Origin of the sequence: Microbispora sp. H10885 (assembly GCF_014161415.1) — a bacterium.
Classification (GTDB): Bacteria; Actinomycetota; Actinomycetes; order Streptosporangiales; family Streptosporangiaceae; genus Microbispora; species Microbispora triticiradicis.
In genome coordinates this window covers 100,706-125,008 of record NZ_JABBWY010000002.1, presented here as the reverse complement: position 1 = coordinate 125,008, position 24,303 = coordinate 100,706, and the positions used below count along the sequence as shown (strand labels likewise).

Annotated in this window: 25 protein-coding genes and 1 riboswitch; of the genes, 18 read left to right on the top strand and 7 right to left on the bottom strand. The window is 72.1% G+C overall.

Going from position 1 to position 24,303, the window contains the following annotated elements:
* The first annotated feature begins 40 nt into the window (after positions 1-40).
* Positions 41-1,327 carry an MFS transporter gene (locus HHX37_RS05645; RefSeq protein WP_182884736.1) on the top strand — a complete coding sequence of 429 codons (1,287 nt, stop codon included), beginning with the start codon at positions 41-43 and terminating at the stop codon, positions 1,325-1,327.
* Between the two features lie 101 nt (positions 1,328-1,428).
* On the opposite strand, the gene HHX37_RS05640 is transcribed toward HHX37_RS05645, so the two are convergent.
* A complete protein-coding gene (locus tag HHX37_RS05640; RefSeq protein WP_259406249.1) occupies positions 1,429-2,076 on the bottom strand; it encodes a class I SAM-dependent methyltransferase in 648 nt (215 codons plus the stop codon).
* A gap of 140 nt (positions 2,077-2,216) precedes the next feature.
* On the opposite strand from HHX37_RS05640, the gene HHX37_RS05635 reads away from it, so the two are divergent.
* From HHX37_RS05635 to HHX37_RS05620, 4 genes are all read left to right on the top strand, one after another.
* Positions 2,217-2,879, top strand: a complete 663-nt coding sequence (locus HHX37_RS05635) for a peroxiredoxin (protein ID WP_182884735.1) — start codon at positions 2,217-2,219, stop codon at positions 2,877-2,879.
* 110 nt (positions 2,880-2,989) lie between these two features.
* Positions 2,990-4,270, top strand: a complete 1,281-nt coding sequence (locus HHX37_RS05630; protein WP_182884734.1) for a D-arabinono-1,4-lactone oxidase — start codon at positions 2,990-2,992, stop codon at positions 4,268-4,270.
* 99 nt (positions 4,271-4,369) lie between these two features.
* Positions 4,370-6,145: a glycoside hydrolase family 15 protein gene (locus HHX37_RS05625; protein ID WP_182884733.1), complete on the top strand. Its 1,776-nt coding sequence runs from the start codon at positions 4,370-4,372 to the stop codon at positions 6,143-6,145.
* Between the two features lie 120 nt (positions 6,146-6,265).
* Complete coding sequence (locus HHX37_RS05620) at positions 6,266-6,733, top strand: SPW repeat protein (protein ID WP_111699795.1); 468 nt, start codon at positions 6,266-6,268, stop codon at positions 6,731-6,733.
* 153 nt (positions 6,734-6,886) lie between these two features.
* Here HHX37_RS05620 and HHX37_RS05615 read toward each other — a convergent pair whose 3' ends face one another.
* Positions 6,887-7,330, bottom strand: a complete 444-nt coding sequence (locus HHX37_RS05615) for a hypothetical protein (RefSeq protein WP_182884732.1) — start codon at positions 7,328-7,330, stop codon at positions 6,887-6,889.
* A 525-nt stretch (positions 7,331-7,855) separates the two neighbouring features.
* On the opposite strand from HHX37_RS05615, the gene HHX37_RS05610 reads away from it, so the two are divergent.
* The 4 genes from HHX37_RS05610 (at position 7,856) to HHX37_RS05595 (ending at position 12,773) form a co-directional block, all read left to right on the top strand.
* Positions 7,856-9,451, top strand: a complete 1,596-nt coding sequence (locus HHX37_RS05610; RefSeq protein ID WP_182884731.1) for an RICIN domain-containing protein — start codon at positions 7,856-7,858, stop codon at positions 9,449-9,451.
* A gap of 94 nt (positions 9,452-9,545) precedes the next feature.
* The gene (locus HHX37_RS37585; RefSeq protein WP_182884730.1) at positions 9,546-10,541 is read left to right on the top strand and encodes an ArsR/SmtB family transcription factor; all 996 of its coding nucleotides are present in this window, start codon (positions 9,546-9,548) and stop codon (positions 10,539-10,541) included.
* A 211-nt stretch (positions 10,542-10,752) separates the two neighbouring features.
* A riboswitch (cyclic di-AMP (ydaO/yuaA leader) is annotated at positions 10,753-10,897 on the top strand.
* Positions 10,898-11,208: 311 nt separating this feature from the next.
* Positions 11,209-12,033: a CHAP domain-containing protein gene (locus HHX37_RS05600; RefSeq protein WP_220502628.1), complete on the top strand. Its 825-nt coding sequence runs from the start codon at positions 11,209-11,211 to the stop codon at positions 12,031-12,033.
* A 149-nt stretch (positions 12,034-12,182) separates the two neighbouring features.
* On the top strand, positions 12,183-12,773 hold the full coding sequence (locus HHX37_RS05595) for a hypothetical protein (RefSeq protein ID WP_182884729.1): 591 nt from the start codon (positions 12,183-12,185) through the stop codon (positions 12,771-12,773).
* Positions 12,774-12,873: 100 nt separating this feature from the next.
* Here the strand turns inward: HHX37_RS05595 and HHX37_RS05590 are convergent, their stop codons facing one another.
* Positions 12,874-13,377 (bottom strand): MarR family winged helix-turn-helix transcriptional regulator, encoded by a 504-nt coding sequence (locus HHX37_RS05590; protein ID WP_111699797.1) that lies wholly within the window; start codon positions 13,375-13,377, stop codon positions 12,874-12,876.
* A gap of 187 nt (positions 13,378-13,564) precedes the next feature.
* Between HHX37_RS05590 and HHX37_RS05585 the strand changes: the two genes are divergently transcribed.
* Entirely contained in the window at positions 13,565-13,744 is a 180-nt protein-coding gene (locus tag HHX37_RS05585; protein WP_030505005.1) for a DUF4236 domain-containing protein, read from the top strand.
* A 161-nt stretch (positions 13,745-13,905) separates the two neighbouring features.
* On the opposite strand, the gene HHX37_RS05580 is transcribed toward HHX37_RS05585, so the two are convergent.
* Positions 13,906-15,516: a hypothetical protein gene (locus HHX37_RS05580; protein WP_182884728.1), complete on the bottom strand. Its 1,611-nt coding sequence runs from the start codon at positions 15,514-15,516 to the stop codon at positions 13,906-13,908.
* Between the two features lie 236 nt (positions 15,517-15,752).
* Between HHX37_RS05580 and HHX37_RS05575 the strand changes: the two genes are divergently transcribed.
* Positions 15,753-15,959 carry a hypothetical protein gene (locus tag HHX37_RS05575; protein WP_182884727.1) on the top strand — a complete coding sequence of 69 codons (207 nt, stop codon included), beginning with the start codon at positions 15,753-15,755 and terminating at the stop codon, positions 15,957-15,959.
* Positions 15,960-16,090: 131 nt separating this feature from the next.
* Here HHX37_RS05575 and HHX37_RS05570 read toward each other — a convergent pair whose 3' ends face one another.
* Positions 16,091-16,318: a DUF2945 domain-containing protein gene (locus HHX37_RS05570; protein ID WP_150938517.1), complete on the bottom strand. Its 228-nt coding sequence runs from the start codon at positions 16,316-16,318 to the stop codon at positions 16,091-16,093.
* A 299-nt stretch (positions 16,319-16,617) separates the two neighbouring features.
* Between HHX37_RS05570 and HHX37_RS05565 the strand changes: the two genes are divergently transcribed.
* The 3 genes from HHX37_RS05565 (at position 16,618) to HHX37_RS05555 (ending at position 18,900) form a co-directional block, all read left to right on the top strand.
* Complete coding sequence (locus tag HHX37_RS05565; RefSeq protein WP_182880306.1) at positions 16,618-17,214, top strand: hypothetical protein; 597 nt, start codon at positions 16,618-16,620, stop codon at positions 17,212-17,214.
* Positions 17,215-17,303: 89 nt separating this feature from the next.
* Positions 17,304-17,966: a fasciclin domain-containing protein gene (locus tag HHX37_RS05560; RefSeq protein ID WP_182880307.1), complete on the top strand. Its 663-nt coding sequence runs from the start codon at positions 17,304-17,306 to the stop codon at positions 17,964-17,966.
* Between the two features lie 229 nt (positions 17,967-18,195).
* A complete protein-coding gene (locus tag HHX37_RS05555) occupies positions 18,196-18,900 on the top strand; it encodes a hypothetical protein (protein WP_182880308.1) in 705 nt (234 codons plus the stop codon).
* Positions 18,901-18,966: 66 nt separating this feature from the next.
* Here HHX37_RS05555 and HHX37_RS05550 read toward each other — a convergent pair whose 3' ends face one another.
* Positions 18,967-19,167 (bottom strand): transposase, encoded by a 201-nt coding sequence (locus HHX37_RS05550; protein WP_182876885.1) that lies wholly within the window; start codon positions 19,165-19,167, stop codon positions 18,967-18,969.
* A gap of 151 nt (positions 19,168-19,318) precedes the next feature.
* Between HHX37_RS05550 and HHX37_RS05545 the strand changes: the two genes are divergently transcribed.
* From HHX37_RS05545 to HHX37_RS05530, 4 genes are all read left to right on the top strand, one after another.
* Positions 19,319-21,523 (top strand): glycogen debranching N-terminal domain-containing protein, encoded by a 2,205-nt coding sequence (locus HHX37_RS05545; RefSeq protein WP_259406248.1) that lies wholly within the window; start codon positions 19,319-19,321, stop codon positions 21,521-21,523.
* Positions 21,524-21,581: 58 nt separating this feature from the next.
* The gene (locus HHX37_RS05540) at positions 21,582-22,043 is read left to right on the top strand and encodes a DUF6157 family protein (RefSeq protein WP_220502627.1); all 462 of its coding nucleotides are present in this window, start codon (positions 21,582-21,584) and stop codon (positions 22,041-22,043) included.
* Positions 22,044-22,116: 73 nt separating this feature from the next.
* Positions 22,117-22,785, top strand: coding sequence for a dienelactone hydrolase family protein (locus HHX37_RS05535; protein WP_111699801.1), 669 nt, complete (start codon positions 22,117-22,119; stop codon positions 22,783-22,785).
* A 24-nt stretch (positions 22,786-22,809) separates the two neighbouring features.
* Entirely contained in the window at positions 22,810-23,787 is a 978-nt protein-coding gene (locus HHX37_RS05530) for an aldo/keto reductase (protein WP_182880309.1), read from the top strand.
* A gap of 80 nt (positions 23,788-23,867) precedes the next feature.
* Here HHX37_RS05530 and HHX37_RS05525 read toward each other — a convergent pair whose 3' ends face one another.
* Positions 23,868-24,236 carry a MerR family transcriptional regulator gene (locus tag HHX37_RS05525; protein ID WP_182880310.1) on the bottom strand — a complete coding sequence of 123 codons (369 nt, stop codon included), beginning with the start codon at positions 24,234-24,236 and terminating at the stop codon, positions 23,868-23,870.
* Positions 24,237-24,303 lie beyond the last annotated feature (67 nt).

The following is a 24,303-nucleotide window of genomic DNA, read 5'->3' as shown; positions in this document are numbered from 1 at the left end:
ACGCGAATTGGCTGATTTGCCCAGATCGGTGAGGTAAAGGGTGTCGGGGGTTCAGGCAGTTCTGAAGCGCGTCGCACTCGACACCCGGCCCCTGGCCATCCCGGCGTACCGGCGGCTGCTGGTGGGCCAGGGCGTGTCGTTCGTCGGCTTCCAGCTCACCGCCGTGGCCGTGAGCGGCCAGGTCTACAGCATCACCCGGTCGTCGCTCTGGGTGGGGATGCTCGGCCCGGTGAGCCTCGTCCCGCTGGTCGTCTTCGGCCTGTGGGGCGGCGCGGTTGCCGACGCGATGGACCGCCGGCGGCTGCTGCTCGCCGGGTCGGTCGTGGCCTGGACGTCGACCCTCGCCCTGCTGCTGCACGCCTGGTCGGGGCTGGGCAGCGTGCACCTCATCCTCGCGGTGATCGCCCTGCAGTCGATCGGCTTCGCCGTCACCTCGGCGACGCGCGGCGCGATCATCCCCCGGATCGTCCCCACCGAGCGGGTCGCCGCGGCCAACACCCTCAACTTCCTGGTCAGCAGCATCGGCACGGTGGTGGGGCCGCTGCTGGCCGGGGTGGTGCTCGCCCGGGGCGGCTACGCGCTGGCGTACCTCATCGACGCCGTCCTGTTCGGCGCGGGCTTCTACGCCGCCGTACGGCTGCCGTCGCTCGCGCCCCTCGGCGAGATCTCCCGGCCGGGCCTGCGGTCGGTCGCCGACGGGCTCGCCTACGTCGTGAGCCGGCCGGTCGTGCTGATGTCGTTCGTGGTGGACATCATCGCGATGGCCTTCGCGATGCCGCGGGCGCTGTTCCCCGAGATGACGGCGGAGCGCTTCGGCGGGTCGGCTGTGGCGTTCGGCTGGCTGTCGGCGAGCATCGCCATCGGGGCGGTCGTCGCCGGGCTGCTGTCGGGCTGGATCGGCCGCGTACGCCGGCAGGGGGTGGCGCTCACGCTCGTGATCGCCCTGTGGGGGGTCACGGTCTCCGCGGCGGCGCTGGCGCAGCCGCTGTGGCTGGTCGTCGCGCTGCTGGCCGTGGGCGGCGCGATCGACCTCGCCTCCGCCGTGTGGCGGCAGACGATCCTGCAGACGTACGCGCCGGACGAGATGCGCGGGCGGCTGCAGGGCGTGTTCATGGTCGTGGTGGCGGGCGGCCCGCGCCTCGGCGACCTGCGGGCGGGCGCCACCGCGGACGCCTTCGGGCTGGTGCCCTCCTGGGCGGGCGGCGGTCTCGTGTGCGCCCTCCTCGTGCTGGTCGCGGGGTTCGCCGTCCCGGCCTTCCGCCGGTACGAGGCCGGGACCGCCCTGCCCGAGACGGCGGCCCGGCAACCACAGCCGAGCGCGGACTGACCACACCTCCGCCGGACCGCGCCGGTCCGCCGGGACGGGCGCCGTTCAGCGGGCGCGGTTCAGCGGGCACGGTTCAACGAGCACGGTTCAACGGGCGCTGCTCAGCGGCGGGCCACACCGCGTACGCAGAAGGAGATCGGGTTGCGCACGCCGCAGGCGAAGACGAACCGGTCCAGGGACTCGACGGTGAAACCCGCCGCCTCGATCGCCGCCACGCTGTCCCGGCCCGTGTGGCAGCCGCCGGTCAGGCGCGGCCACACCGTCGCGTCCATCAGGTCCTGGGCGCGGGCCCAGCCGGGACTCCCGGCACGGACGTGTTCGAGGAAGCGCAGCCGTCCGCCCGGCGCGAGCACCCGGCGTATCTCCCGCAGCCCGGCGCCGGGGTCGGGCAGCGAGCACAGCACGAACGTGACCACCGCCGCGTCGAACTCCCCGTCGGCGGCCGGGAGCCGTTCGGCCAGGCCGCCCGCGACCTCGATCCGCGCGGGGGCCGCCCGGGCGGCGCGGCGGGCGGCCGCCCGCAGCACCGGCTCCGGCTCGACGGCCAGCACACCGGTCACGGACGGCGGATAGTGGCCGAAGTTCAGCCCGTTGCCGGCGCCGACCTCGATCACCCGGCCCGACAGCCCGGCCAGCAGCGCCTCCCGCTGCCCGGCGAGGCCCCGCCGGTCGAGCACCTGGCTGAACCAGATGTAGAAGCGCGCGAACAGCGGATGGCTGATCCCGGTCCCCGGCATGGTCGTCCGCATGGCGCCCCCTTCGCGAGGTTCATTCCCCGGGCGCGGCGGCTGTCGCGACGCCGCCGCGGGCGATTACCGAACCGGGGCGAACGGCCCGTCGTCGTGACCGGTCATCGCGGGTACGGGCGCAGTGAGGAGAGGAGCACGTCATGACCGCTGCCGCGGAGCCGGCCACCCGGCTGCCGCTCATCGGCGACAGGGCCCCCGGCTTCGAGGCCGACAGCACGCACGGGCCGGTCCGGCTCGCCGACTACGCGGGGCGGTGGCTGGTGCTGTTCAGCCATCCCGCCGACTTCACCCCGGTGTGCACCACCGAGTTCGTCGCCTTCAGCGAACTCGCCGAGGAGTTCGCGGCCCGCGGCGTCGCCCTGCTCGGCATCTCGGTCGACTCCGTGCACAGCCACCTCGCCTGGACCCGGGCGATCGAGGAGAGGCTCGGCGTGCGGGTGCCGTTCCCGGTCATCGCCGACGCCGGCACCCACGTCTCCCGCGCGTACGGCATGCTCCATCCGAACGCGTCGGCCACGGCGGCGGTCCGGGCGGTCTTCGTCATCGACCCCGAGTCGGTCGTCCGCGCGATCCTCTACTACCCGATGAACGCGGGGCGCATGGTCCCCGAGATCCTCCGGCTCGTCGAGGCGCTGCAGACGGCCGACCGCGACGGCGTCTCCTGCCCGGCCAACTGGCGGCCCGGCGACGACGTGCTGCTGGGCGCGCCGCGGACCCAGGCCGAGGTGGAGGCCAGGCAGGCCGACGAGAGGATCAAGCTCGTCGACTGGTACCTCGCCGGCCTCCCCGGCCGTCCCGTCTGAACCGTCCGTCTGAACCGTCCGTCTGAGCCGTCCGTCTGAGCCGTCCGTCTGAGCCGTACGGAGCCACGCCGGGCCCGGCGCGCGGGTGATGTTCCGGTAAAACTCGTTGAGTGACTCAAGACGTGACGAACTGGGCGGGCAACATCACCTTCACGGCCGGGCGGACCGACCGGCCCTCCTCGCTGGAGGAACTGCGCGGGCTGGTCGCCCGGAGCGGGAAGGTCCGCGTCCTCGGCAGCGGCCACTCCTTCAACCACATCGCCGACTCACCGGGCGCGCTCGTCTCGCTGGACGGCCTGCCCCCCGAGATCGACATCGACTCCGCGTCGGCGGCCGTCCGGGTCGCCGCGAGCGTGCGGTACGGCGAACTCGGGCGGCGCCTGCACGAGAAGGGCTACGCCCTGCCCAACCTCGCGTCCCTGCCGCACATCTCGGTCGCGGGCTCCTGCGCGACCGGCACCCACGGCTCGGGCGACGGCAACGGCGGGCTCGCGACGTCGGTGCGCGCGGTCGAGATGGTGACGGCCGAGGGCGACCTCGTCACGCTGAGCCGGGACGCGGACGGCGACCGGTTCGGGGGCGCCGTCGTGTCGCTCGGCGCGCTCGGCGCCGTCGTCGCCCTGACGCTCGATCTCCTGCCGGCGTTCGAGGTCCGGCAGCGCGTGTACGAAGGGCTTCCGGCGGAGGTGCTCGACGACCGGTTCGACGCCGTCATGTCCGCCGCCTACAGCGTGAGCCTGTTCACCGACTGGCGGACCTCGCGCGTCAACCAGGTCTGGGTCAAGGAACGCCTCGCCCCCGCCTCCGGCGGCCTCGGCGACGCGGAGCCGGACGGCTTCTTCGGGGCGGCCCCGGCCGACGGCCCGCGCCACCCCGTGCCCGGCGTGTCCCCGGTGCACTGCACGACCCAGATGGGGACGCCCGGCCCCTGGTTCGAGCGCCTGCCGCACTTCCGGCCCGACTTCACCCCGAGCAGCGGCGAGGAGCTCCAGGCGGAGTACATGGTGCCCCGGCAGCACGCGGCCGAGGCGTTCCGGGCGCTCGGCGCGATCGGCGACCGCATCGCCCCGGTCCTGCAGATCTCCGAGATCCGCAGCATCGCCGCGGACGACCTCTGGCTGAGCCCGAGCCAGGGGCGCGACACCGTGGCCTTCCACTTCACCTGGGTCAAGGACCCGGCTGCCGTGACGCCGGTGCTGACCGCGATCGAGGAGCGCCTGGCGCCGTTCGGGGCGCGACCCCACTGGGGGAAGCTCTTCACCCTCCCGCCGGACGTCCTGCGCTCCCGCTACGAGCGCATGGACGACTTCGCCGCCCTGGCACGGCATTACGACCCCCAGGGCGTCTTCGCCAACGAGTACGTCGAGCGGTACGTCTTCGGGCGGCGATAAGCCCGATTCGCGGAGATAGGCCGGGGTACGTGTGTGCCGCGGCCGCCGCCGCCTCCCCTCACCCGTACGGCCCCGGCCGTACGGGTGAGGGGAGGCGCCATGCGGATCGAGGACTACGCGCTCGTCGGCGACATGCACACGGCCGCCCTGGTGGGCCGGAACGGCTCGGTCGACTGGCTGTGCCTGCCCCGCTTCGACTCCGGCGCCTGCTTCGCGGCCCTGCTGGGCGGGCACCGGGCCGGGCACTGGCTGCTGGCGCCCGCCGCGGGAGGCACCTGCGCCGGGCGCCGCTACCGCGACGGCACGCTGGTGCTGGAGACGACCTGGGACGCGCCCGGCGGGTGCGCCCGGGTCCTCGACTTCATGCCGCCGCGCCAGGAGGCACCCGACGTCGTCCGGATCGTGGAGGGCGTGCGCGGCCGGGTGGAGATGCGTACGGAACTGCTGCTGCGCTTTGACTACGGCGAGGTGGTGCCCTGGACGCGCGAGCGCGGCGGCGAACTGGCCGTGATCGCCGGCCCGAACGCCGCGTGGCTGCAGTCTCCCGTGCCGCTGACGCAGGAGTCGCGCCCGCGCGCCGCGACCGCCTCGTTCACCGTCGCGGCGGGGGAGCGGGTGCCGTTCGTGCTCACCTGGCAGGAGTCGTGGCGGAGCCGCCCGCACCGGCTGGAGGCCGCCGAGGAGCTGGCGAACACCGAGCGCATGTGGCGGGAGTGGCTCGGCCGGTGCCGTCACCGGGGTGAGTACGCCGAGGCGGTGTCCGGCAGCCTCGTCACGCTCAAGGCCCTCACCTACGCCCCGACCGGCGGCATCGTCGCGGCGCCCACCACGTCCCTGCCGGAGCTGATCGGAGGCTCCCGCAACTGGGACTACCGCTACAGCTGGCTGCGGGACGCCGCGTTCACCCTCCAGGCGCTCATCGGGGCGGGGTACTCCGAGGAGGCGACCGCCTGGCGTGACTGGCTGCTGCGGGCCGTCGCCGGAGACCCGGCCGACCTGCAGATCATGTACACGATCGACGGCGGCCGCCGGATGCCCGAGCGGACCCTCGACCGGCTGCCGGGATACGAGGGGTCCCGGCCGGTGCGGGTCGGCAACGCCGCCGCCCGGCAGTTCCAGCTCGACGTGTACGGCGAGGTGATCGACTGCCTCTACCAGGCCAGACAGGCGGGGCTGGGGCCGGAGGAGGACGCCTGGGACCTGCAGCGCGCGTTCATGGACTATCTGGAGGGCGCGTGGCGCGAGCCGGGCAACGGGCTCTGGGAGGTGCGCGGGCCGCGCCGCCCGTTCGTGCACGCGAAGGTCCTCGCGTGGGTGGCCGCGGACCGGATGGTCGCCTCGGTGGAGCGGCAGGGGCTCGACGGCCCGGTGGGCCGCTGGCGCGCCCTGCGGGAGGAGATCCACCGGGACGTGTGCGCCCACGGGTACGACCCCGGCCGCAACACCTTCACCCAGTTCTACGGCTCCAGGGGGCTGGACGCCGCGCTGCTGCTGATCCCCCGGCTCGGCTTCCTGCCGCTGGACGACCCCCGCCTGGCGGGGACCGTGGACGCCGTGTGCCGCGAGCTCACGGAGGACGGATTCGTGCTGCGCTACCGGCCGGAGGCCGACGGGGTGGACCGGCTGCCGGGCGGGGAGGGGGTCTTCGTCCCCTGCTCCTTCTGGCTCGCGCACGCGCTCGCCCTGCTGGGCCGGCGCAGGCGGGCGCGGGCGCTGTTCGAGCGGCTGCTGTCCCTGCGCAACGACGTCGGCCTGCTGGCGGAGGAGTACGACCCCACCCGCCGCCGCCAGGTGGGCAACTTCCCTCAGGCCTACAGCCACGTCTCGATCGTCAACACGGCGGAGGCCCTGACGGCGGCGGCGCCATCTGCCTGACAGATGTACTTCATCTGCAATCCGCGCGTCTCGCGGTCTCCCCTCCGTGCCGTCCCCGGTTGCATGATGCAAGAGAGGGGTCTCGGGCCCCCGGCCACCTGGGAGAAGAGGTGACACATCATGGTGCAACCAGGTCTGGCTCGACGCCCGGACGTCACGGAGCTGCGCCAGACGTACGACCGGGCGGGATCGACCGCCCCGGCGCAGGTCATGGACGCGGTGACGCTCCTCGCCGGCCTCTACCTCGCCATCTCGCCGTGGATCGTGGGATTCACCGGGTTCGGCGGCCTGACGGTCAACAACCTGATCGTCGGGCTGGTCGTCACGGCGCTCGCGCTGAGCTGCGCCTCCGCGTTCGGCCGGACGTACGGCGTGAGCTGGGTGACACCGGTGCTCGGCGTCTGGGCGATCATCGCGCCGTGGGTGATCAGAGGACAGCCGGCGACCACCGCGACCATCTGGAACAACGTGGTCACCGGAGCGATCATCTTCCTGTTCGGCCTCGGCGCGCTCGCGTTCGCGGCCAACTACCGGCAGCACGAGCACGGCCGGCGGAGAGGAGTCGGCGCACCGGGCGGTGAGTGGTAGCCGGCGCGCCGCCCGCCGCGTCAGGTCCGAGGCGGCGTGGGCGGCGCGGGCCGGCCGCGGACGACACGACCAGCAAGATCGCTGTCTGAACGGCATCGCAGGGCGTGAGGGGGCCGAAGCCCGCTCACGCCCTGCCATCGCGAGCGCTCGGTGTTATCGGGTGACGCAGACGTTCGGTGTTATCTGGACGTAGGACCCGCTGCGCAGTTCCCAGAACCGGGCGCACCACCGTTCGCCCCAGCCGCCGGTCATGAACTGGTTCCAGCCGAAGCCCTGGCCCGTGGAGAAGTAACCGTTGCCGCTGTCGGCGATGTGGCCGTGCGGGCCGAAGAACTCCCAGTGCCCGTACGGAGACTGGCCGTGGACGGTGGTGGTCATCCGGAACACGTCTGGGTCGAGGTACTCCTCGAACGACACACACACCGTGAACCACACACCCGGACTGTTCTCCTGGCACTTGACGTACTCGACCAGGGCGGTCCTGTCCGAGGTCGGCGCCGACGCGACGGCCCCCGTCGTGACGGCCGCCTCAGCGGTGGAGGCGAGCGCCGTGCGGGCCGTCGCCGCCAGGCCGGCGAGCAGGAGCAGGAACGCCATCGCACTGAGCGTCAGCCGGCGACACATCGTCGAGTTACTCATTTTCGTTTTTCTCCCCGTCGTCACGCATGGGCAGTGGCCCGAAATGCCGATGCCGGCGGCTTTCTGTCCTTTCTTCAGGGGAACTCGGGCTCGCTCACTGTCGCAGGAGGAAAACACCCGTCGCGAGGCTTGTAAGTCCTGCCTGAATTGCGCCGCTCAGCGCCCTGCCCGGTCGTTCTGGATCGCCCGCCTCGCCCGTGGTCTTCGCGCGAGAAGGCGCGAAGGTCGTCGGGTGCGACATCCAGGTCGATGCCGACAACGAGACAGTGGAACTCGTCCGGCGCCCGGTCACGCCGCGAAACCGTACGGTACGCGGGAAGAACGCACGCGCGCGATCACGGAGCGGAGTCCGGCCAGGCAGCCGGAATTCGACGAAGCGGCTGCGATTCAGCAAGAAAGATTTCCCGTTTTCTGGGGAATGTCATCGGCCGCAGACATGGTTCGGGGACGGTGGCATATATCCCCATAGAAGGGCGATAAGGCATGCGAATTCGTCACATGCTGGTGGCCGTCGCGCTCGCGGTCGCGGGGTTGGCGGGCCTGCCCGCGCCTCCAGCGGCGGCGGTGCCGGGCGGCACCGCGGGCGCGCCACCCGTCCAGTGCACAGGCGACGGGCTGAGCGGTAACCGGGTGCACCTTCTGTACACCTACGAACCGGGGACGAACCGGTTCTCCGAGCGCGAGCCGGCCATCCGCGCGGCCGCCTGGACCGCGCAGCAGAACATCAACGACAGCGCCCGGCGGGACGGGGCGCAGCGCTGGCTGAGGTTCCTCGGCGGCGACACCGGCTGCCACGTGATCGTCAACTCGGCTGAGGTGCCGGCCGGCACCACCAGCGGCGGCGGCCTCCTCAATCTGCTCAAGAGCTGGGGGTACAACGCGCCGCAGCGGATCTACGTCATCGTGGCCGAGAACCACCGGGCCGGCTGCGGGGGCACGGAGAACGACGGCGTGAACGGCGACACCACGCCCAGCACGTCGAACCTGCACAACACGAAGACGTTCTGGATCACCTTCCAGCCGGCGTGCTTCAACGGGCACACGCTGACGCACGAGCTGGCGCACGCCCTTGGAGGCGTGCAGTCCGGCGCGCCGCACTACGGTCCCGGATACCACTGCACCGACGGCAACGAGACGCTGTGCCAGGACACCGCGACCATCGCGTGCCCGGACCCGCTGGCGGTGCGCATGCTCGACTGCGGCCGCGACGACTATTTCGCGGTGAACCCGCAGGGCTCCTACCTGACCACCCACTTCAACGCCGCGCTGCACAGCCTCTACCTGCAGGCCGGCGCCACGGTGCCCGCCATGACGACGATCCCGGCACTCCCACCGCAGGTGCTTCGGGCCACCGACGTGGAGGGGGCCTCGATCGCGTTCAGCTTCCTGCCGAGCATGCTCCCGAGGGGATCGGGATACACCTCCGACTACCAGATCCTGCGCAACGGGTCGGTCGTCGCGACGGTGCCCGGCTGGCAGACCACGGCGCGGGTGACCGGCCTGCCGGCGAACACCGCCGCGACCTACACCGTCCGCCAGCGCGTCACATACGGGAGCGTCACGCGCACCTCCGCGGACTCGCAGCCGGTGACGGTCACGACCAACGGCAGCACGTCTCCGGCCGGCGAGATCGAGGCCGGCTCCGTCATGATGTTCACCAACGACCTCGTCGACGTCACCGGTCCCAATCTGGCGATGGACCTGTACTCGTTCAACGAGAGCGACAACGCCGAGATCAAGCAGTGGCCCGCGAACGGCGTGGAGAACCAGCAGTGGAAGCTGACCTCGGCGGGCTCGGGATTCACGGTGGCCAGCAACTTCAGCCTCAAGTGTCTGACCCCGCTGGGCGGCGCGACCGCGGCCGGCACGCCGGTCGTGCAGACGCCGTGCACCGGCACCACCGCCCAGCAGTGGACGTTCCCCTCGATCTCCGGCCTGACGTACCAGATCCGGTCTGTGGCGGCCGGCCGGTGCGTCCAGTCCGAAGGCGCGGGCACCGGCGGAGGTGTCAGGCTCGTCCTCGCCGCGTGCGACACCGGCCAGCCGACACAGCGCTGGACGGCTAACAGGGTCGCCTAGAAGTCTGACGGGCTCCCCGGCGGCGGCGCGGCTCGTCGCCGGCGAGTTCGATCCCTGGGGACGGACCGTCCGGACCCACGTCCTAGGGGGGCGAGTGCACACAATTCACCTGACCACCGCCGACCTGGCGCGGGTGCGGGTCGGCCCGACGCTGGGGCCGATGGCCGAGACCCTGTTCAGCCTGACCACTCTGCGCGGGCGGGGGGAGGAGGCGCTGTTCGGCGCGTGGCGGCGCCGGGCGCGTCGCGCCCCGGACGTCCGGTTCCCGGTGCTGGGCGCCATCGCGCCCGCGGTGCCGCCGTGCTTCGACATGGCCGTCCTCGCCGGCCCGGGCGGCGACTTCAGCGAGGGCAGGGAGAGCTTCCTCGCCAGCCCCCGCCGCGCGGTCGAGGCGGAACTGGACTTCTACGCCGGGCGCCACGGACGGGTGCCGGCCGCCCTGGATGGGCTCGCCGACTCTTCCGCTGCCCGGCGGGAGGTGCTGTCCGCCGTGGAGACGTACCACCGGGCCGCGGTAGGCCCCCACTGGGATCGCGTCCGCGCACACCTCGACGCCGAGCGGGTACGACGCGGCATGATCCTGCTCGACAGGGGAGTGGAGGGCCTGCTGTCCGGCCTGCACCCGGCCATCCGGTGGACGCCGCCGGCCGTTCACATCACCGCGCCGGGGCCCGGCGGCGATTTCGTCCTCGACGGGCGGGGACTCCTGGTGGTGCCCTCGTTCTTCCTGCGCGCCCCGGTGGTGATGTACGCGGCGGACGGACCCGCCGACCCCATCCTGATCTACCCGGCCGCGCTCGGGGCCGACCGCGCGGCGGACGTCTGGACGACGGGCACGTCCGCCCGCGCGCTGGCCAACCTCCTGGGACGCACGCGCGCGTCGGTGCTCACCGCCATCGCCGACGGCGTCCTCACCACCGGCGCCCTGGCCCGGCGGATCGGCATCACGTCGGCGGCGGTCAGCCAGCACACCGGCGTCCTGCGCGAGGCGGGCCTGATCACGACGCGCAGGCACCACGGCGGTGTCCTGCACACCCTCACCCCGACCGGACTGGCTCTCCTCGATCGGCGCCGCCCACCGGCACCCTGATCGCGCACCCGCTGTCGCCGCGCCCAGGGCGAACGTACGCGGGGTGGCTGTGGCGCATATCACGATTAGGTGCCGTCAGTGCGAGGACCTGCGGAAGCATGGTGCAGAAGGTGCAGAAATGGACCTGTTTGCCGGTTTTTCGGTCGTGTCCTACTCGTGATCTACTATGCTTCCGGTCAGTGCGCCGGTGCGTGGTCCTCAACCCGAGGACGACCGGCGACCGCCGAATCCCGGATGTCATCGAACCCGGGAACCGGGGACCCACGTCTCTTCTGGGGTGAATCCGGACCATCCGGTAGGGCTACTCCTGGCCCGAACCCGTCAGCTAACCCGGTAGGCGGCCAAGGAGAGGAGAGCGCGTGGAGTGTCCGCTCCACCTGCCCACCCGGTCCGGCCTCCGTCGCCGGACCACATGCCCGCCCTGGAACGTCTCCAGGCTTCCGGGGTGACGGCGCGCCCGTGACGGGCTGCCACATCTCCCGTTTCTGAATCCCGTCCGACCCCGCCCGCCCGGGGACCGCCGCGGCCGTGTCCGCCGGTGCGTCCGCCGGCGTGACGGTCGGTGTGACGGTCATGCCCGCATGCCGTCGTGCCCGGCGGCGGGTTCGTCATGTTCTGACGCGCGCCATAGGAGCCTTCGATTTCTACCGATCCGATAGCACAGCAGTTGCTCGACGCCGTACGCCCGGAGCTCGGCTACCGGGAACGGCCCGGGAAGCCGACCAAGTTCGGCGAGTGGTACGCCGACAACATCGCCATGGACTCCGACTTCAAGGCGGCTCCCTGGTGCGACATGTTCGTCTCGTGGGCGGCCAACCGGGCGGGCGTGCAGGACCACGTCGGCGAGTTCGCGCTGACCACCCGGCACGCCAAGTGGTTCGAGCAGCAGGGCGCCTGGAGCCGCAAGCCGGAACCGGGGGCCGTGGTCTTCTTCGACTGGTCGGGGTCGAAGCGCATCAAGGACATCGACCACGTCGGCATCGTCGAGAAGGTCGTCGGCGGCAAGGTCCACACGATCGAGGGCAACGTCGACGGCGTCTGGCTCAAGCGCAAGGTGCGCGACTCCAGCAAGATCGTCGGGTACGGCCTGCCGCGCAAGGTGAAGGTGATCCCGAAGGTGACCGTCACCGTCCAGCCCGTGGCGGCGGACGCGGCGGTCCAGGGGGCGGTGGTCCAGGGGGCAGTGGGGCAGGGGGCGGCGGCGTCGGCCACGCGGAGCATGGCCGCGGGTCACGGGCAGCCGCCGGGCACGGCCTTCTCGCCGAGCGACGCCGTCCTGCCGGCCGGGCTGCTGTTCGCGCTCGTGTCGACCGCGGTGACCGGTCTGCGCTTCAGGGCAGCCGCGGCGGCGACGTCCGGCGGACGGCACCGCAGGGGTGGCCCGCGGCGGGAGGGGCACGGCGGCGAGCGACGCGGCCAGGAGGTCGTGGGAGCCGGGGTGTCCGGCCCCGCCGCGGCGCAGGAGCCGTTCCACCTCCCCTATTTCGGCTGACCGGCCGGAGAGGCGCCTGGGAACACTCTGGGAGTTTGAGATCGTTTGCGGGTGTCTGTGAAATTCGGTGACTCACGCGGCTAGGGTGGGCAGCCACCCGCGGAAGCCGTGGAGCTTTCCCCCGATACGACCGCTGGGAGTTGTCTCACATGTACGGGCGCGTCCCCTCACAGACGAGCCAGGATGATCAGTTTCGTCAGGAGATCCTCTCCAGCGACGAGCCGTCCGGCGCGAAGAGCAGGAAGCCCCTCGTCATCGTCGCCGTGATCCTGGTCGCCGTACTCGCGGCGGCGGGCGCGGGCTTCGCGTTGCGCGGCGCCACGGACCCGGGCCCCTCCGCGGGCGGTGCCGGGCAGCAGACGGCGCCGGCGCAGGAGAACGGCGCCGGTGATCCCGCCGAGGCGGGACCGGACTCCGGGACCGGCGCCGAGGACGGTGCGGATGACGGCGCGGATGACGGCTCGGCGGGCGACGCCGAGGGTGGTGGCGCGGACGGCGGCTCCGGAGGCTCCGCGCAGGCGCCCGCCGGAGACGGCACGGGCACCGGCTCCGGCGCCGGTGGGTCCACCGGTCAGGCGCCCGGCGGCACGGGCCAGGTGAAGACCGGGCCGGCCGGAAAGGCGGGCGGTGACACGAAGGGCGGCGCGGGCACCGGCTCCGGCGGAGGCGACGACACGCCCTCGACGGCCGGTGGCTCCGGCGGCCTCATCCCGGGGGAGTGCGCCGCCTCCGGATGCTGAGTCCGCGTGACGACCGCGTACCCGGCGAGTGCGCCGCCGCCGCGAACCCGGCCGGCTTCCGGCGGGCGTACCGGATCACCAGGTCCGTTCAGGCATCGGGTCAGGAGGACGGATCGGGCCAGCCGAGCGGGAACGAGACGGTCGTGGGCGGTTCGCCGGCCGCGTCGGTGAACTCGCGCATGGCGGTGATCAGAGCCTGGCGCCGGGGAGCGGGCATCCGGGCGAGTATCGCCGCGATCTCCGCCTTGCGCCGGGCCGTGACCTCGTCCACGATGCGCGAGCCGACGTCGGTCAGCCGCAGCAGCGTCTCCCGCCGGTTCTGCGGGTTCACCTCGCGCTTCAGCAGCCCGGCGGCGGCGAGGCGGTCCGCCATCCGCATCGCGGTCGAGGGATTCACGCCGAGTCTCTCGGCCAGCGTGACCAGTTTTGTCTCTCCCTGCCCGACCACCAGCAGCATCCGGAACTGCGGCAGTGTGACTCTGTCCTCCGCGGAGGCGAGGGAGCGTGCGGAGATCGCGACGAGCACCCGCGACGCGGTGAGCACGGCGGACGTGACGGCCTCCAGGTCGTCCGCGATCGGCTCCTCGTCCCCATCCTTAGCCATAGGCATCGTTTTTACACGGTCCCAGCCGCCGTCTCGTCATTGCACCGGACAAAGGTTCCCACCCTGTGACCAGGAGTTGTACGGCGAGGACGGCGGCGGTGCGTCCCGACATGCACCTCTGTGCAAGCGCGTGTGCTGATCGCTTCTGTGGGTAGTCGCGGGGGCACGGAAAACACGGAGGGAAACGATGGGCTGGAGCTACCGTAAGTCAATCAAGATGGGGCCTTTCAGACTCAACCTGTCGCGCGGCGGTGTGGGCCACAGCTACGGCGGCCGCGCCTTCCGCGTGACCAAGACGGCGGATGGGCGTCGCACCCTCACGGTGAACCTGCCCGGCGGCTTCCACTGGAAGAAGACGCTCAGTTAGAGCCGGTGCGTGACGCGCCGGGCGTGGCCTCCGGCCCGCCCGGCGCAGGACCCCGGCGGCGTCACTTCTCCGGGTCGCTTCGGGAGAGCGGCGGTCAGGCGGGCTCCCCGATACGGGTATCGGAGTTCCTGGGGCAGGCCCGAGCAGCAGGCATGTCCGGCCTACTTCACCGGATGGTCGGCCCACTTCGGGGTCGACCACAACCGGATCGTCGCGTCCTCGTTGGCGGTGGCGAACCAGCGGCCGTCGGGATGGAACGCCACCGCATAGACGGTGCCGGTGTGGGCGCTGAGGGGTTCGCCGAGGGGTTCTCCGGTGGCCGGATCCCACAGCCGCGCCGTGCCGTCGGCGCCGGTAGTGACGAGCAGGTCACCGCCGGGGTGGAAGGCCGCGCCACGGACCGCGCCGACATGGCTGCTCAAGGGTTGACGGGGATGTCTCAGTACCTCTCGCCCGGTTTCCAGATCCCGCAAGTGCACGCCCCCGTCGTCACCGACGGCGACGAGCAGGTGTCTCTGCGGGTGGAAGGCCAACCCATGGAGAGGGCCGGGGTAGGGCATGAAGGGTTCGCCAATGGACTCCATGGTGGCCGGATCCCACAGCCGCACCGTCCTGTCGACACTGGCGAGCAGACTGCCGTCGGGGTGGAAGGCCACTGCCTTGACGGGCGAGCCGCCACTGCCGAACCTGCCGAGGGGTTCTCCGGTGGCCGGATCCCACAGCCGCACTTTCCCGGCAACGCTGCCGGTGACCAGCAGATGCCCCTGAGGGTGGAAAGCCACCGCGATGTCAGAGTCGATCCGGCCACCGTGCTCCAGAGGCCTGCCGACGGGCTCTCCGGTGGCCGGATCCCACAGCCGCACCGTCCCGTCGACGCTGGCGAGCAGACGGCCGTCGGGGTGGAAGGCCACCTCGTAGAGACCGGAGTGGCCGGTGATGGGATCCCCGACGGGATCGTGGGTGACCGTATCCCACAGCCGCACGGTGCCATCGGCGCCGGCGGTGGCCAATAGCCGGCCATCGGGGTGAAAGGCCAGTCCGACGACGGGCTTGGCGTGGCCGGCCAGTATCCGAGGAGCGGCAACCGCTGTCGCGCGTGGTCTGGCCCTCCGGGCCTGGGCGGCGGACAGGCCTTGGAGCCGGGCCGCCAGTTCGTCCCGCTCACGCCGCACTGCCTCGAGTTCGCGCTCGCGCTGGTGGGCAAGGGAGTCCCGGTCCCCGCGCGGGATTTCGTCTCTGTGCTGGAGAGTGTGCTCTGCCTGGGGAGCCCGTGTGTCAACGGCGGCCGCATCGGCCTGGGCCTGACGCCGCAGCGTCTCGGCCTCGACGAGTCTCTGCTCGGCCTCGGCGATGATCTGCTCAGCTCGGCCGCGAGCCCCGGTGAGGATCGCCTCGGCCGCCTCGTGAGCCTGTTCCAGGACCTGCTCGCGGAACCGATCGAGGTCGGCGGGCTCGACCTCGGGGCGGCGGTTCTCCTCGGGGGCGATGCGCTCCCAGGCGCGCTGCCATCGCTCGACCTCGCCATCGGGTACCGCGCAGGCCTCCAGGAAGGTCAGCAGTACGGTCTTCCGCGGAAACCGCCGGCCGCTGAGCATGTCGGCGACGGTCGACTTCGACAGTGCCGGCTTCCCGTTCTGTTGTGCCCAGCGCTCCAGTTTTCGCAACGAGGGCCTGTCTGCGCGGGCGCGCAGCGCTTCGAGGAGCGAGGCCAGTTGCTCGCGAGTGGTCACAGCGGTCAGATCGAGATCGTCGGTGAACGGCCCGTCGTCCACGTCACCGTCCTCATCGTGTCCGCGGATGTCCGATCGTGTCCGCAAGTGTACGACCGAGGGGGTGGGCGGCACAGTCAGCCGGCCCAGAGTGAACGCGCTGTGTCCGGGCGTGGGATCCGGTCGGCGCTGATATGTCGCGACTCCGTCCCGCGGACTACTGGACACCGCCGGTGCCGGCTGTGCTGGACGGTGAGCGAGAACGACAGGGTTCCCGCCAAGATCAACCTGGAGGGATCGTGTACCTGCTCACGTTACGTGCGGCTGTCGTGTTCGTCCTCGCGGCCCTGACAGCGGTCATCGCGGTGGCGCTGCTCCTGACGGCCGGCAACTCCTGGCCGGTGGCGTTGCTGGGCGGCGGCGGAGCCTTCGGAGTGGCCCTTCCCCTCGTCAACGGAATGATCCCGCCCACGGAGGGTCAGGGCCGCTCGGCGCATGGGGGGTGACGGTGACACGTCGGTTGAGACCTTTGGGAATCCACGTGCCGCGGATACGGGCCGGCACGCTTATGGGTGTCCGGTCCCGTGAGCCGCCTGACGTCTCTGTCCAGGACATGGGCGACTTCCTCGGCCGGGCGTCACTTCTTCGGGTGCAGAGCCGAGGGCTTGTGCACCGCCGAGCCGCCGCTCTTCTCACTGCGCACCTTGTACTGCGGTTCCTCCGGAGACGCGGCCACGGTGCGGCCGGCCTCCTCGGTCCGTTCGGTTATCTTCTTCTCGACCTTGCCTTCGGCGGTCCCGCCGTGGCTCTTCCAGGTCACCTCGTCGCCGACCTTCGGTTCCTCGGATTCGCGCTTGTCACTCATGGGCCCGCGCATACCCCCTCGTCCCGCCGGCACTCGGGACGGGAATCCAGGAAAAGGGCGATCCCTTGGGCGCCTGATCTCCGTGCCGTTTCCCCGGCGTTTCCGCGGGGCGCCGAACCCGTGTGTTCCACGCCGCGGCGGCGCCCGTCAGGCGGGCCGCTTGCAGGCGTGATGGGACCTTTGCGGGTGAAGCGCCCGATCACCATGCTTGACCGGACATTGGTCGTGGGATGCGTGATCACTCCCTGGTGCGGCGCTTACCGTCGTGCTCGTACCATCCATGACCTCGGGGGAGTCTCATGCCTCTCTGCACTGCCGTACTGGCCGCCGCCCTCCTCTCCGGGCCGGCCGTCGTGCCGCCGGACCCGGCTCCGACCGGGACGACGGCCACCGCGGACACGAACGACGCCACGCCGTCGTGGCGGCCGGCGGGACCATTCGCTCTCACGCCCGGCGGGGCGCCGCAGGACGGGGAGTCTCCGTTCATGCTTCCGCAGGCGCCGCCGTGGATGGCGCCCGGCGGGACGGCGGGCGAGCGGGGCGACGCCGGCGCGGACTCCGCTCCGGGGAGCGCCCCGGACGTGCCGCGTGATCCCGGCGCGGACGCCGGGCCGGACGCGGACGGCGACGTCGTCAGGCCGGGGGAGAAGGCCGGCGGCGCGGAGAACGTCAGCCCGTCGGGATCGAACACCTCGATCATCCCGCTGATCGATCCCAAGACGCGCGACGTCGTGTTCCAGCCGGCGTCGGCGCCCGGCAAGCCGGGCGAGGCGCCGAAGCCGTTCACCTTCCACTCCGCGCAGGGAGTGCAGAAGACCAGGTCGTTCCCGCCGGTCCACGGGCGGAAGAAGGTCATCCAGCGCCCCCGGCAGCAGCAGCGGCCGCGCGGCTGGTGAACAACGCGCCCGAGACGGCCTGACGGACAGGCCCGCGCGCCCGGCCCGCCACCCAGCAACGACCTTTCCACGACTAAGGAAGCACCATCATGAAAACCCGTCTGCTCGCCTTTGCCGCGCTGACCGCGGCGCTGTCGATGTCCGCGGCGTGCGGTAGCCAGGGCGGCGACTCCGCGGCCCCGGTCGCGGTCAACGAGACCGCCACCGACATGACCACCGAGACCCCCACCACCAGCGCCGAGCCGAGCGAGGGAGCCTCCGCGACGCCCTCGGCCTCGGCGGCCGCGTCGCCGGTCGGGCCCGCCTGCGCCTCGCTCCCGGCCTCGGGCAAGGGCAGTCCCGCCGAACTGGCCAAGGTGCCGGTGGGCGCCGCGCTCTCCGACATTCCGTCGCTCTCCACGCTGGCCCGTGTGGTGAAGAAGGCCGGGCTCGCGGAGACGCTCAACTCCGCCCAGGACATCACCGTGTTCGCGCCCACCAACGAGGCGTTCGGCAAGATCCCGAAGAACCAGCTCGACCAGTTGCTGACCAACCGCAAGTCGCTCCGGGGGCTGCTGGCCTACCACGTGGTCAAGGGACGGAAGGCGCCCGCGGACCTGAAGGGCGAGCTGACCAGCCTGGAGGGCCGCAAGCTCACCGTCTCGGGCGCGGCGCCCAGCCTCAAGGTCAACGACGCCGCCGTGACGTGCGGGAACCTCGCCACCTCCAATGCGACCGTCTACCTGGTCGACAAGGTCCTCATGCCGAGGTGACCGGCCGCCGTCCAGGACGGTGTTCTCCGGGGGTGTGCCGCATGCGGCGCGCCCCCGGATTCGTTTCCACCCCTTTTCGCTCCTGATTCTCCGCGCGGGGTGCGGCCTATGTCCTGAAGCGGCCGATTCTCTTATTTGACCGGACACTGAGTGTCAGGTCCGTGAACGCCCGGCATCAGCCGCTTACCTTCGTTCTTGTACCGTCCACCAATATTCGGGGGAAATACTCATGCCTATAGCTACTGCCGTACTCGCCGCGGCTCTCCTGTCGGGGCCGGCGCCCGCCGACCAGAGCCCGATGGCCGCCAAGGAGCAGCTGTCGCCCGGCAAGAAGATCGCCGCGATGGCGATGAACCACCCGGAGGAGCCCGACTTCGTCGCGTCCAAGGCGCTGGAGATCCTGGACAAGGGCGCGAAGGTCACCCCGTTCACCAAGCCGGACGACGAGGCCGGCGCTCAGGGCATGCGCGGCCCGGCGGCCGGAGGCCCGCGGAACGCGGGCCAGGCGAACACCGGCCAGGCGGCCGGGGCTCCGCAGGGCGCGGGCCAGGCGGGCGGCAAGCAGGGGGCCGCCGGCCAGGAGCCCGGCGGCACGAGCGGCTTCATGCCGCTGGGCAACGGCGGCATGTTCACCATGCCGGCGAGGAACAACAGCGGCGACGCCAACAGTGGCGCCAACAGCGGCGCCAACGCCCAGAACGCGCCGCGGGACATCTTCCTCAACCCCTCCACGCAGAAGCCCACCTACGCGAAGCTGTCGGGCGACGACCTGACCGGCGCGCCCACCGGCCGGCAGAAGAAGGAGGACGACGAGGCGGCGGACGCATGGCTCCGGCCGGCGAAGCCGGCCACCGGGGCCAAGAAGATGATCAAGGCCAAGGGGCAGGCCAGGCCGAGGAGCGCCGACCCCTTCTCGATGCCGGGCTGGGACTGACCCCCGCCGCCGCATGGGCGGCAGTGGGACGACCGAGGGGTGAGCCGGCCGGGACCGGCTCACCCCTCATCGCCGTGCGCGCGGGCGTCCGGCCCGTCGCAGCTCCACGACCTCCACCAGGTCGGCCAGGTCCACGTGGGCGGCCACCTCCTCGACGGTGGCGCAGAAGCCGACGTGATACCCCAGATGGCGCACTCGCAGGAGCCGCCGGCCCTCGATGACGACGGAGTCCACCTCGTGCCCCTCCGCACTCACCCACCTGCGCATGACGGCAGGGTAGGGAACCCCAGGTCATGAAGGAGTAAACCCCGGCAGGACCCGCCGTGCCGGGACCGTGCGGCGCTCCACCGGCGGCGGCCGGACAGGCCATCCCGACATAACTGGCGATAAGTGGTGAAAACCGGTGCGGCGGAAGGGTATGACGGCAGCGTTGACGGGCGTGCGGGCCGGGGGGATCGGCATGACGGGCGGGTGGACGTTCGAGGGGCAGCCCAGCCCCATCGGCGCGGGCGCCGTGACGCTGGTGGCCGGGGGCTCGTTCTGCGTGTCGTCCCGCAACGGCGACATCCTGCCGGGAGCGGCGCAGGGGATCTACTACGCCGACACCCGGCTGCTGTCGCAGTGGGAGCTGCGCGTCGACGACGGCCCGATCGAGGAACTGCAGGTCGTCACCGGCGAGCCGTACCACGCGACGTTCCTCGGCCGGGCCGCGCCCAGGCCGGGCCAGGTGGAGAGCACCCTGCTGGTGACGCGCGACCGGTACGTCGGCGGGGGACTGTCGGAGGACCTCGTCATCCGGAACATGTCCCACGAGCCGGCCGGCCTCGTCGTGACCCTGCTCGTCGGGTCCGACGTGTGCGACCTGTTCGAGGTGAAGACCCACAGGGTGCACTGGGTGGCCGACGTGACGACCGCGACGGAGGAACGCTCGCTGCGCATGTTCTCCGTCAGCAAGGCCCGGGGGGCGCGGGTGACGGCCGAGGCCGGTGACACCCCGGTCCTGGCGGTGCCGGCTCCGCGCATGCTCCTGTTCCGGGCGGTGGTGCCGCCACGGGGCGAGTGGAGGGCCGCGCTGAAGGTCAACCCGATCATCAACGGGGTCGAGACCGAGGCGTGGTACTGCCACAAGCGGCTGACGCCCGCGCTCGCCGAGCAGGCGGGGTGGCTGTTCGAGTGGGACCGGAGCCTGCCGGAGGTCACCACCTCCAACACCGCCCTCGGCGCGATCCTGCGGCAGTCCCACCAGGACATCGGCGCGCTGCGGCTGTTCGATCCCGAGCGCCCGGACCTGCCGCCCAGCGTGGCGGCCGGGGCGCCCTGGTTCATGACGCTGTTCGGCCGCGACTCGCTGCTCACCTCCCTGCTGGTCCTGCCGCTCGACCCCGGATTGGCGTACGGCACGCTGTGCCGGCTGGCCGACCTGCAGGGCACGAAAGCCGACCCGATGACCGAGGAGGAGCCGGGCAAGATCCTGCACGAGCTGCGGTACGGCGCCCGGCCGGACGACGCGGGCGTGGGAGTGGGCGGGCACGCCTACTACGGCTCGGTGGACTCCAGCCCCCTGTTCGTCGTCCTCCTCGGCGAGCTGCGCCGCTGGGGTCTCGACACCGAGGCGGCCTGGCGGCTGCTCCCGCACGCCGACGCCGCGCTGGAGTGGATCGAGCGGTACGGCATGCGCGACGGGTTCCTGTGGTATCGGCGCAAGACCGACCAGGGCCTGGTCAACCAGGGGTGGAAGGACTCCTTCGACGGGATCAACTTCGCCGACGGCGCCCTCGCCCGGCCGCCCATCGCGCTGGCCGAGGTGCAGGGATACGTCTACGCCGCCTACCTCGCCCGCCACTATTTCGCCCGCGAGGCGGGGGACGCCGAGGCCGAGCGGCACTACCGCAGGCGGGCCGCGGAGCTGCGGGCCCGGTTCAACGAGCGGTTCTGGCTGCCCGACCGCGGCTACTTCGCCGTGGGGCTCGACCACGAGGGCCGGCCGATCGACGCCCTCGCCTCCAACATGGGCCACTGCCTGTGGTCGGGCATCGTCGACCGGGACAAGGCGGCGTCGGTGGCCGGGCACCTGCTCTCGCCCCGGATGTTCACCGGTTTCGGCATCCGCACGCTCGCCTCAGACATGGGCGCCTACAACCCGATGAGCTACCACAACGGCTCGGTGTGGCCGCACGACAGCGCGCTGGCCGCGGCCGGGCTCATGCGGTACGGCTTCGTGGAGGAGGCCCAGCGGGTGGCCTGCGGCCTGCTCGACGCCGCCCGGGCCTTCGGCGACCGGCTGCCCGAGCTGTTCTGCGGCTTCGACCGCGGCGAGTTCAACCTCCCGGTGCCCTACCCGACCTCGTGCTCCCCGCAGGCGTGGTCGTCGGCCGCGCCGATCCAGCTCGTGCGCCTCCTGCTGCGCATCGACCCCTGGGTGCCGCACGGCAAGGTGTGGATCGCGCCCGCACTGCCGGCGGGGTTCGGCGACCTGCGCATCTCCGGCATGCACCTCGCGGGGACCCGGGTCGACCTGGACGTCCGGGAGGGCAGCGGCGTGCCGCACGTGACCGGCCTGCCCGGCGACGTGCTCCTCATCTCGGAGCCCCGCCCGCCGGCCTCCTCCCGTACCGGCGCGTGACGGCCGGGCAGCCGTGTGGCCGGGCGGCCGGGCGCGTCGTCTCGGGCATAGTGAAAGCGTGGCCGACGACCTGAACTACTACTCGACGCTCATCGCGGTCGCCGACGACTGCCCGGTGACCACCGCGAAGGCGCCCGAGCCCCGAGGCGGCAGGCCGACCGTCGCCGTCCTGCAGTACGAGATGATCTCCGGCGCGCCGTACGGCCTGACCCAGGAGGACGTGCTGTTCGAGAGCTGGCTGCTCCGTCAGGACCTTCCGGACCTGACGGAGGAGCGGCGCGCGGCGCTGCGGAAGGACTTCTTCTCCCGCCCGCAGGCGTGCCTGCGGGGATCGCCGCTGCCCAAGAAGTACGGCTGGGGGCTGCTGTTCGACGCCGGCGGCCGGATCGCGCTGTGCCCGATGGAGTCGGAGGAGTACCGGCGCATCGTCGGGGGCGAGGGGGCCGGCGCGGGAGACGGCGCGGCGGGCGGCGACGGCGGTGTGCGGGTGCTGAAGGCGCTCCGCTCGCGCCGCGCCTGACGTCCGGTTTGTCGTAATTCGCCGAGGGTATGCCCACTGGTCGCGGAGGCGCGGCGTGCCGGAGGAGGCTGCGATGAGCGAGGTCGAGCTCAGCGTGCGGATCCCGGTGGGCGAGGTCGTCCTCGACGCGGACGTGGCCGTGCCCCGGGACGCGCGCGGAGCGGTGCTGTTCGCCCACGGCAGCGGCAGCGGCCGGCACAGCCCGCGCAACCGCTACGTGGCGGGGGAACTGCAGCGGGCCGGCCTGGCCACGGTCCTCGCCGACCTGCTCACCGCCGAGGAGGAGCGGGCCGACGCCCTCACCGGGCACCTGCGGTTCGACATCGGCCTGCTCGCCGCCCGGGTGGGGGCGCTGGCCGACCGGCTGCCCGGCGACGACCTCACCCGGGGCCTGCCCGTCGGGCTGTTCGGGGCCAGCACGGGCGCCGCGGCCGCGCTCGTCGCCGCCGCCACCCGGCCGGGCGTCGTACAGGCGGTGGTCTCCCGCGGCGGCCGGCCGGACCTCGCGGGGAACGCGCTGCGGGCGGTGCGCCAGCCGACGCTGCTGATCGTGGGGGAGCGCGACCCCATCGTGATCGGCCTCAACCGGGAGGCGATGGAGTCGCTCACCGCGCATGTGCGCATGGAGGTCGTGCCCCACGCCACGCACCTGTTCGAGGAGCCCGGCGCCCTGGAGACGGTCGCGCGGCTCGCCCGCGACTGGTTCGTACGCCACCTCCAGTCCACGCCGCCTGCTCCCTGAGCTGCCCCGCTACGATCTGACATCATGGAGCAGCGCGTTTTGGGCAGGACAGGCAGGCGGGTGGGCGTGGTCGGGCTGGGCGCCTGGCAGCTCGGAGCCGACTGGGGCGAGGTGAGCGAGGCCGATGCGCTGGCCACGCTCGGGGCCGCGGTCGAGGCCGGGACCACCTTCATCGACACGGCCGACGTGTACGGCGACGGCCGCAGTGAGAAGATCATCGGCAAGCTGATCAAGGAGCGGCCCGGCCTGACGGTCGCCACCAAGATGGGCCGCAGGGTGCAGCAGACGCCCGACGCCTACACCCTGGACAACTTCCGCGCCTGGACCGACCGTTCCCGGGAGAACCTGGGCGTCGACACGCTCGACCTGGTGCAGTTGCACTGCCCGCCGAGCACGGTCTTCGACACCGACGAGGTCTTCGACGGGCTCGACACGCTGGTGGCCGAGGGCCGGATCGCCGCGTACGGCGTCAGCGTGGAGACGGTCGCCGAGGCGCTGACCGCGATCGCGCGGCCGGGGGTGGCCACCGTGCAGATCATCCTCAACGCCTTCCGGCTCAAGCCGCTCGAAGAGGTCCTGCCCGCCGCGGAGAAGGCCGGGGTCGGCATCATCGCCCGGGTCCCGCTGGCCAGCGGCCTCCTGTCGGGCAAGTACGGCCCGCAGACGGTCTTCGCCGAGAACGACCACCGCAACTTCAACCGCCAGGGCGCGGCGTTCGACGTCGGCGAGACCTTCTCCGGCGTGGAGTACGGCGTCGGCCTCCAGGCGGTCGACCGGCTGCGCGGACTCGTGCCCGAGGGCATGACGCTGGCGCAGTTCGCCCTGCGCTGGATCATCGACCAGCCGGGGGTGAGCGTCGTGATCCCCGGCGCCCGCAACCCGCAGCAGGCCCAGGCCAACGCGGCGGCGGCGCAGTTCCCGCCCCTCAGCGCCGAGGCGCAGGACGAGGTCCGCAACGTCTACGACGACCTCATCCGCCCCCAGGTCCACCACCGCTGGTGACCACGGCTGCAGAGCGCCCTGGGGTCCGCCGCCGTCGTACGGGCTCACCCGCCCGCACGACGGCGGCGCGTCCCCGAGGGTCAGCGGGCGGCGAGCCGCCCGTGGTGCGCGCGGTTGGCGTCGATGAGCCGGTCGAGGGCGTCGCGGGCTGTCACGAGTTCCTCGACGTGCCGGCTGATCCGGTCCCGCTCCCGCACCAGCCGCTCGAACGCCTCGGTGGAGTTCTGCTCGCTCGGCGATTCCACGCACGGCAACAGCTCGGCGATCGTACGGCTGGAGAGCCCGGCGGCGTACAGGCGTTGGATGAACTCCACCCGTTCGATCTCGCCGTCGGTGTAGTGACGCTGGCCGCCGGCGCTGCGGGTGCTGGTGATGAGGCCCTGCTCCTCGTAGTAGCGCAGGGACCGGACGCTCACCCCGGCCCGTGACGCCAGTTCCCCGATCCGCATCGAGCCTCCCCTGGGAAATCTCCACTCGAAACACTTGCATCTGACGTCAGTGTCAGGTTCTAGCCTG

Excerpts from the sequence above, each read along its gene's own strand:
- HHX37_RS05640 (WP_259406249.1), bottom strand. The coding sequence starts at position 2,076 with ATGCGGACGACCATGCCGGGGACCGGGATCAGCCATCCGCTGTTCGCG.
- HHX37_RS05635 (WP_182884735.1), top strand. The coding sequence starts at position 2,217 with ATGACCGCTGCCGCGGAGCCGGCCACCCGGCTGCCGCTCATCGGCGAC.
- HHX37_RS05625 (WP_182884733.1), top strand. The coding sequence starts at position 4,370 with ATGCGGATCGAGGACTACGCGCTCGTCGGCGACATGCACACGGCCGCC.
- HHX37_RS05620 (WP_111699795.1), top strand. The coding sequence starts at position 6,266 with ATGGTGCAACCAGGTCTGGCTCGACGCCCGGACGTCACGGAGCTGCGC.
- HHX37_RS05615 (WP_182884732.1), bottom strand. The coding sequence starts at position 7,330 with ATGGCGTTCCTGCTCCTGCTCGCCGGCCTGGCGGCGACGGCCCGCACG.
- HHX37_RS05610 (WP_182884731.1), top strand. The coding sequence starts at position 7,856 with ATGCGAATTCGTCACATGCTGGTGGCCGTCGCGCTCGCGGTCGCGGGG.
- HHX37_RS05595 (WP_182884729.1), top strand. The coding sequence starts at position 12,183 with ATGTACGGGCGCGTCCCCTCACAGACGAGCCAGGATGATCAGTTTCGT.
- HHX37_RS05590 (WP_111699797.1), bottom strand. The coding sequence starts at position 13,377 with ATGGCTAAGGATGGGGACGAGGAGCCGATCGCGGACGACCTGGAGGCC.
- HHX37_RS05585 (WP_030505005.1), top strand. The coding sequence starts at position 13,565 with ATGGGCTGGAGCTACCGTAAGTCAATCAAGATGGGGCCTTTCAGACTC.
- HHX37_RS05570 (WP_150938517.1), bottom strand. The coding sequence starts at position 16,318 with ATGAGTGACAAGCGCGAATCCGAGGAACCGAAGGTCGGCGACGAGGTG.
- HHX37_RS05565 (WP_182880306.1), top strand. The coding sequence starts at position 16,618 with ATGCCTCTCTGCACTGCCGTACTGGCCGCCGCCCTCCTCTCCGGGCCG.
- HHX37_RS05560 (WP_182880307.1), top strand. The coding sequence starts at position 17,304 with ATGAAAACCCGTCTGCTCGCCTTTGCCGCGCTGACCGCGGCGCTGTCG.
- HHX37_RS05555 (WP_182880308.1), top strand. The coding sequence starts at position 18,196 with ATGCCTATAGCTACTGCCGTACTCGCCGCGGCTCTCCTGTCGGGGCCG.
- HHX37_RS05550 (WP_182876885.1), bottom strand. The coding sequence starts at position 19,167 with ATGCGCAGGTGGGTGAGTGCGGAGGGGCACGAGGTGGACTCCGTCGTC.
- HHX37_RS05545 (WP_259406248.1), top strand. The coding sequence starts at position 19,319 with ATGACGGCAGCGTTGACGGGCGTGCGGGCCGGGGGGATCGGCATGACG.
- HHX37_RS05535 (WP_111699801.1), top strand. The coding sequence starts at position 22,117 with ATGAGCGAGGTCGAGCTCAGCGTGCGGATCCCGGTGGGCGAGGTCGTC.
- HHX37_RS05530 (WP_182880309.1), top strand. The coding sequence starts at position 22,810 with ATGGAGCAGCGCGTTTTGGGCAGGACAGGCAGGCGGGTGGGCGTGGTC.
- HHX37_RS05525 (WP_182880310.1), bottom strand. The coding sequence starts at position 24,236 with ATGCGGATCGGGGAACTGGCGTCACGGGCCGGGGTGAGCGTCCGGTCC.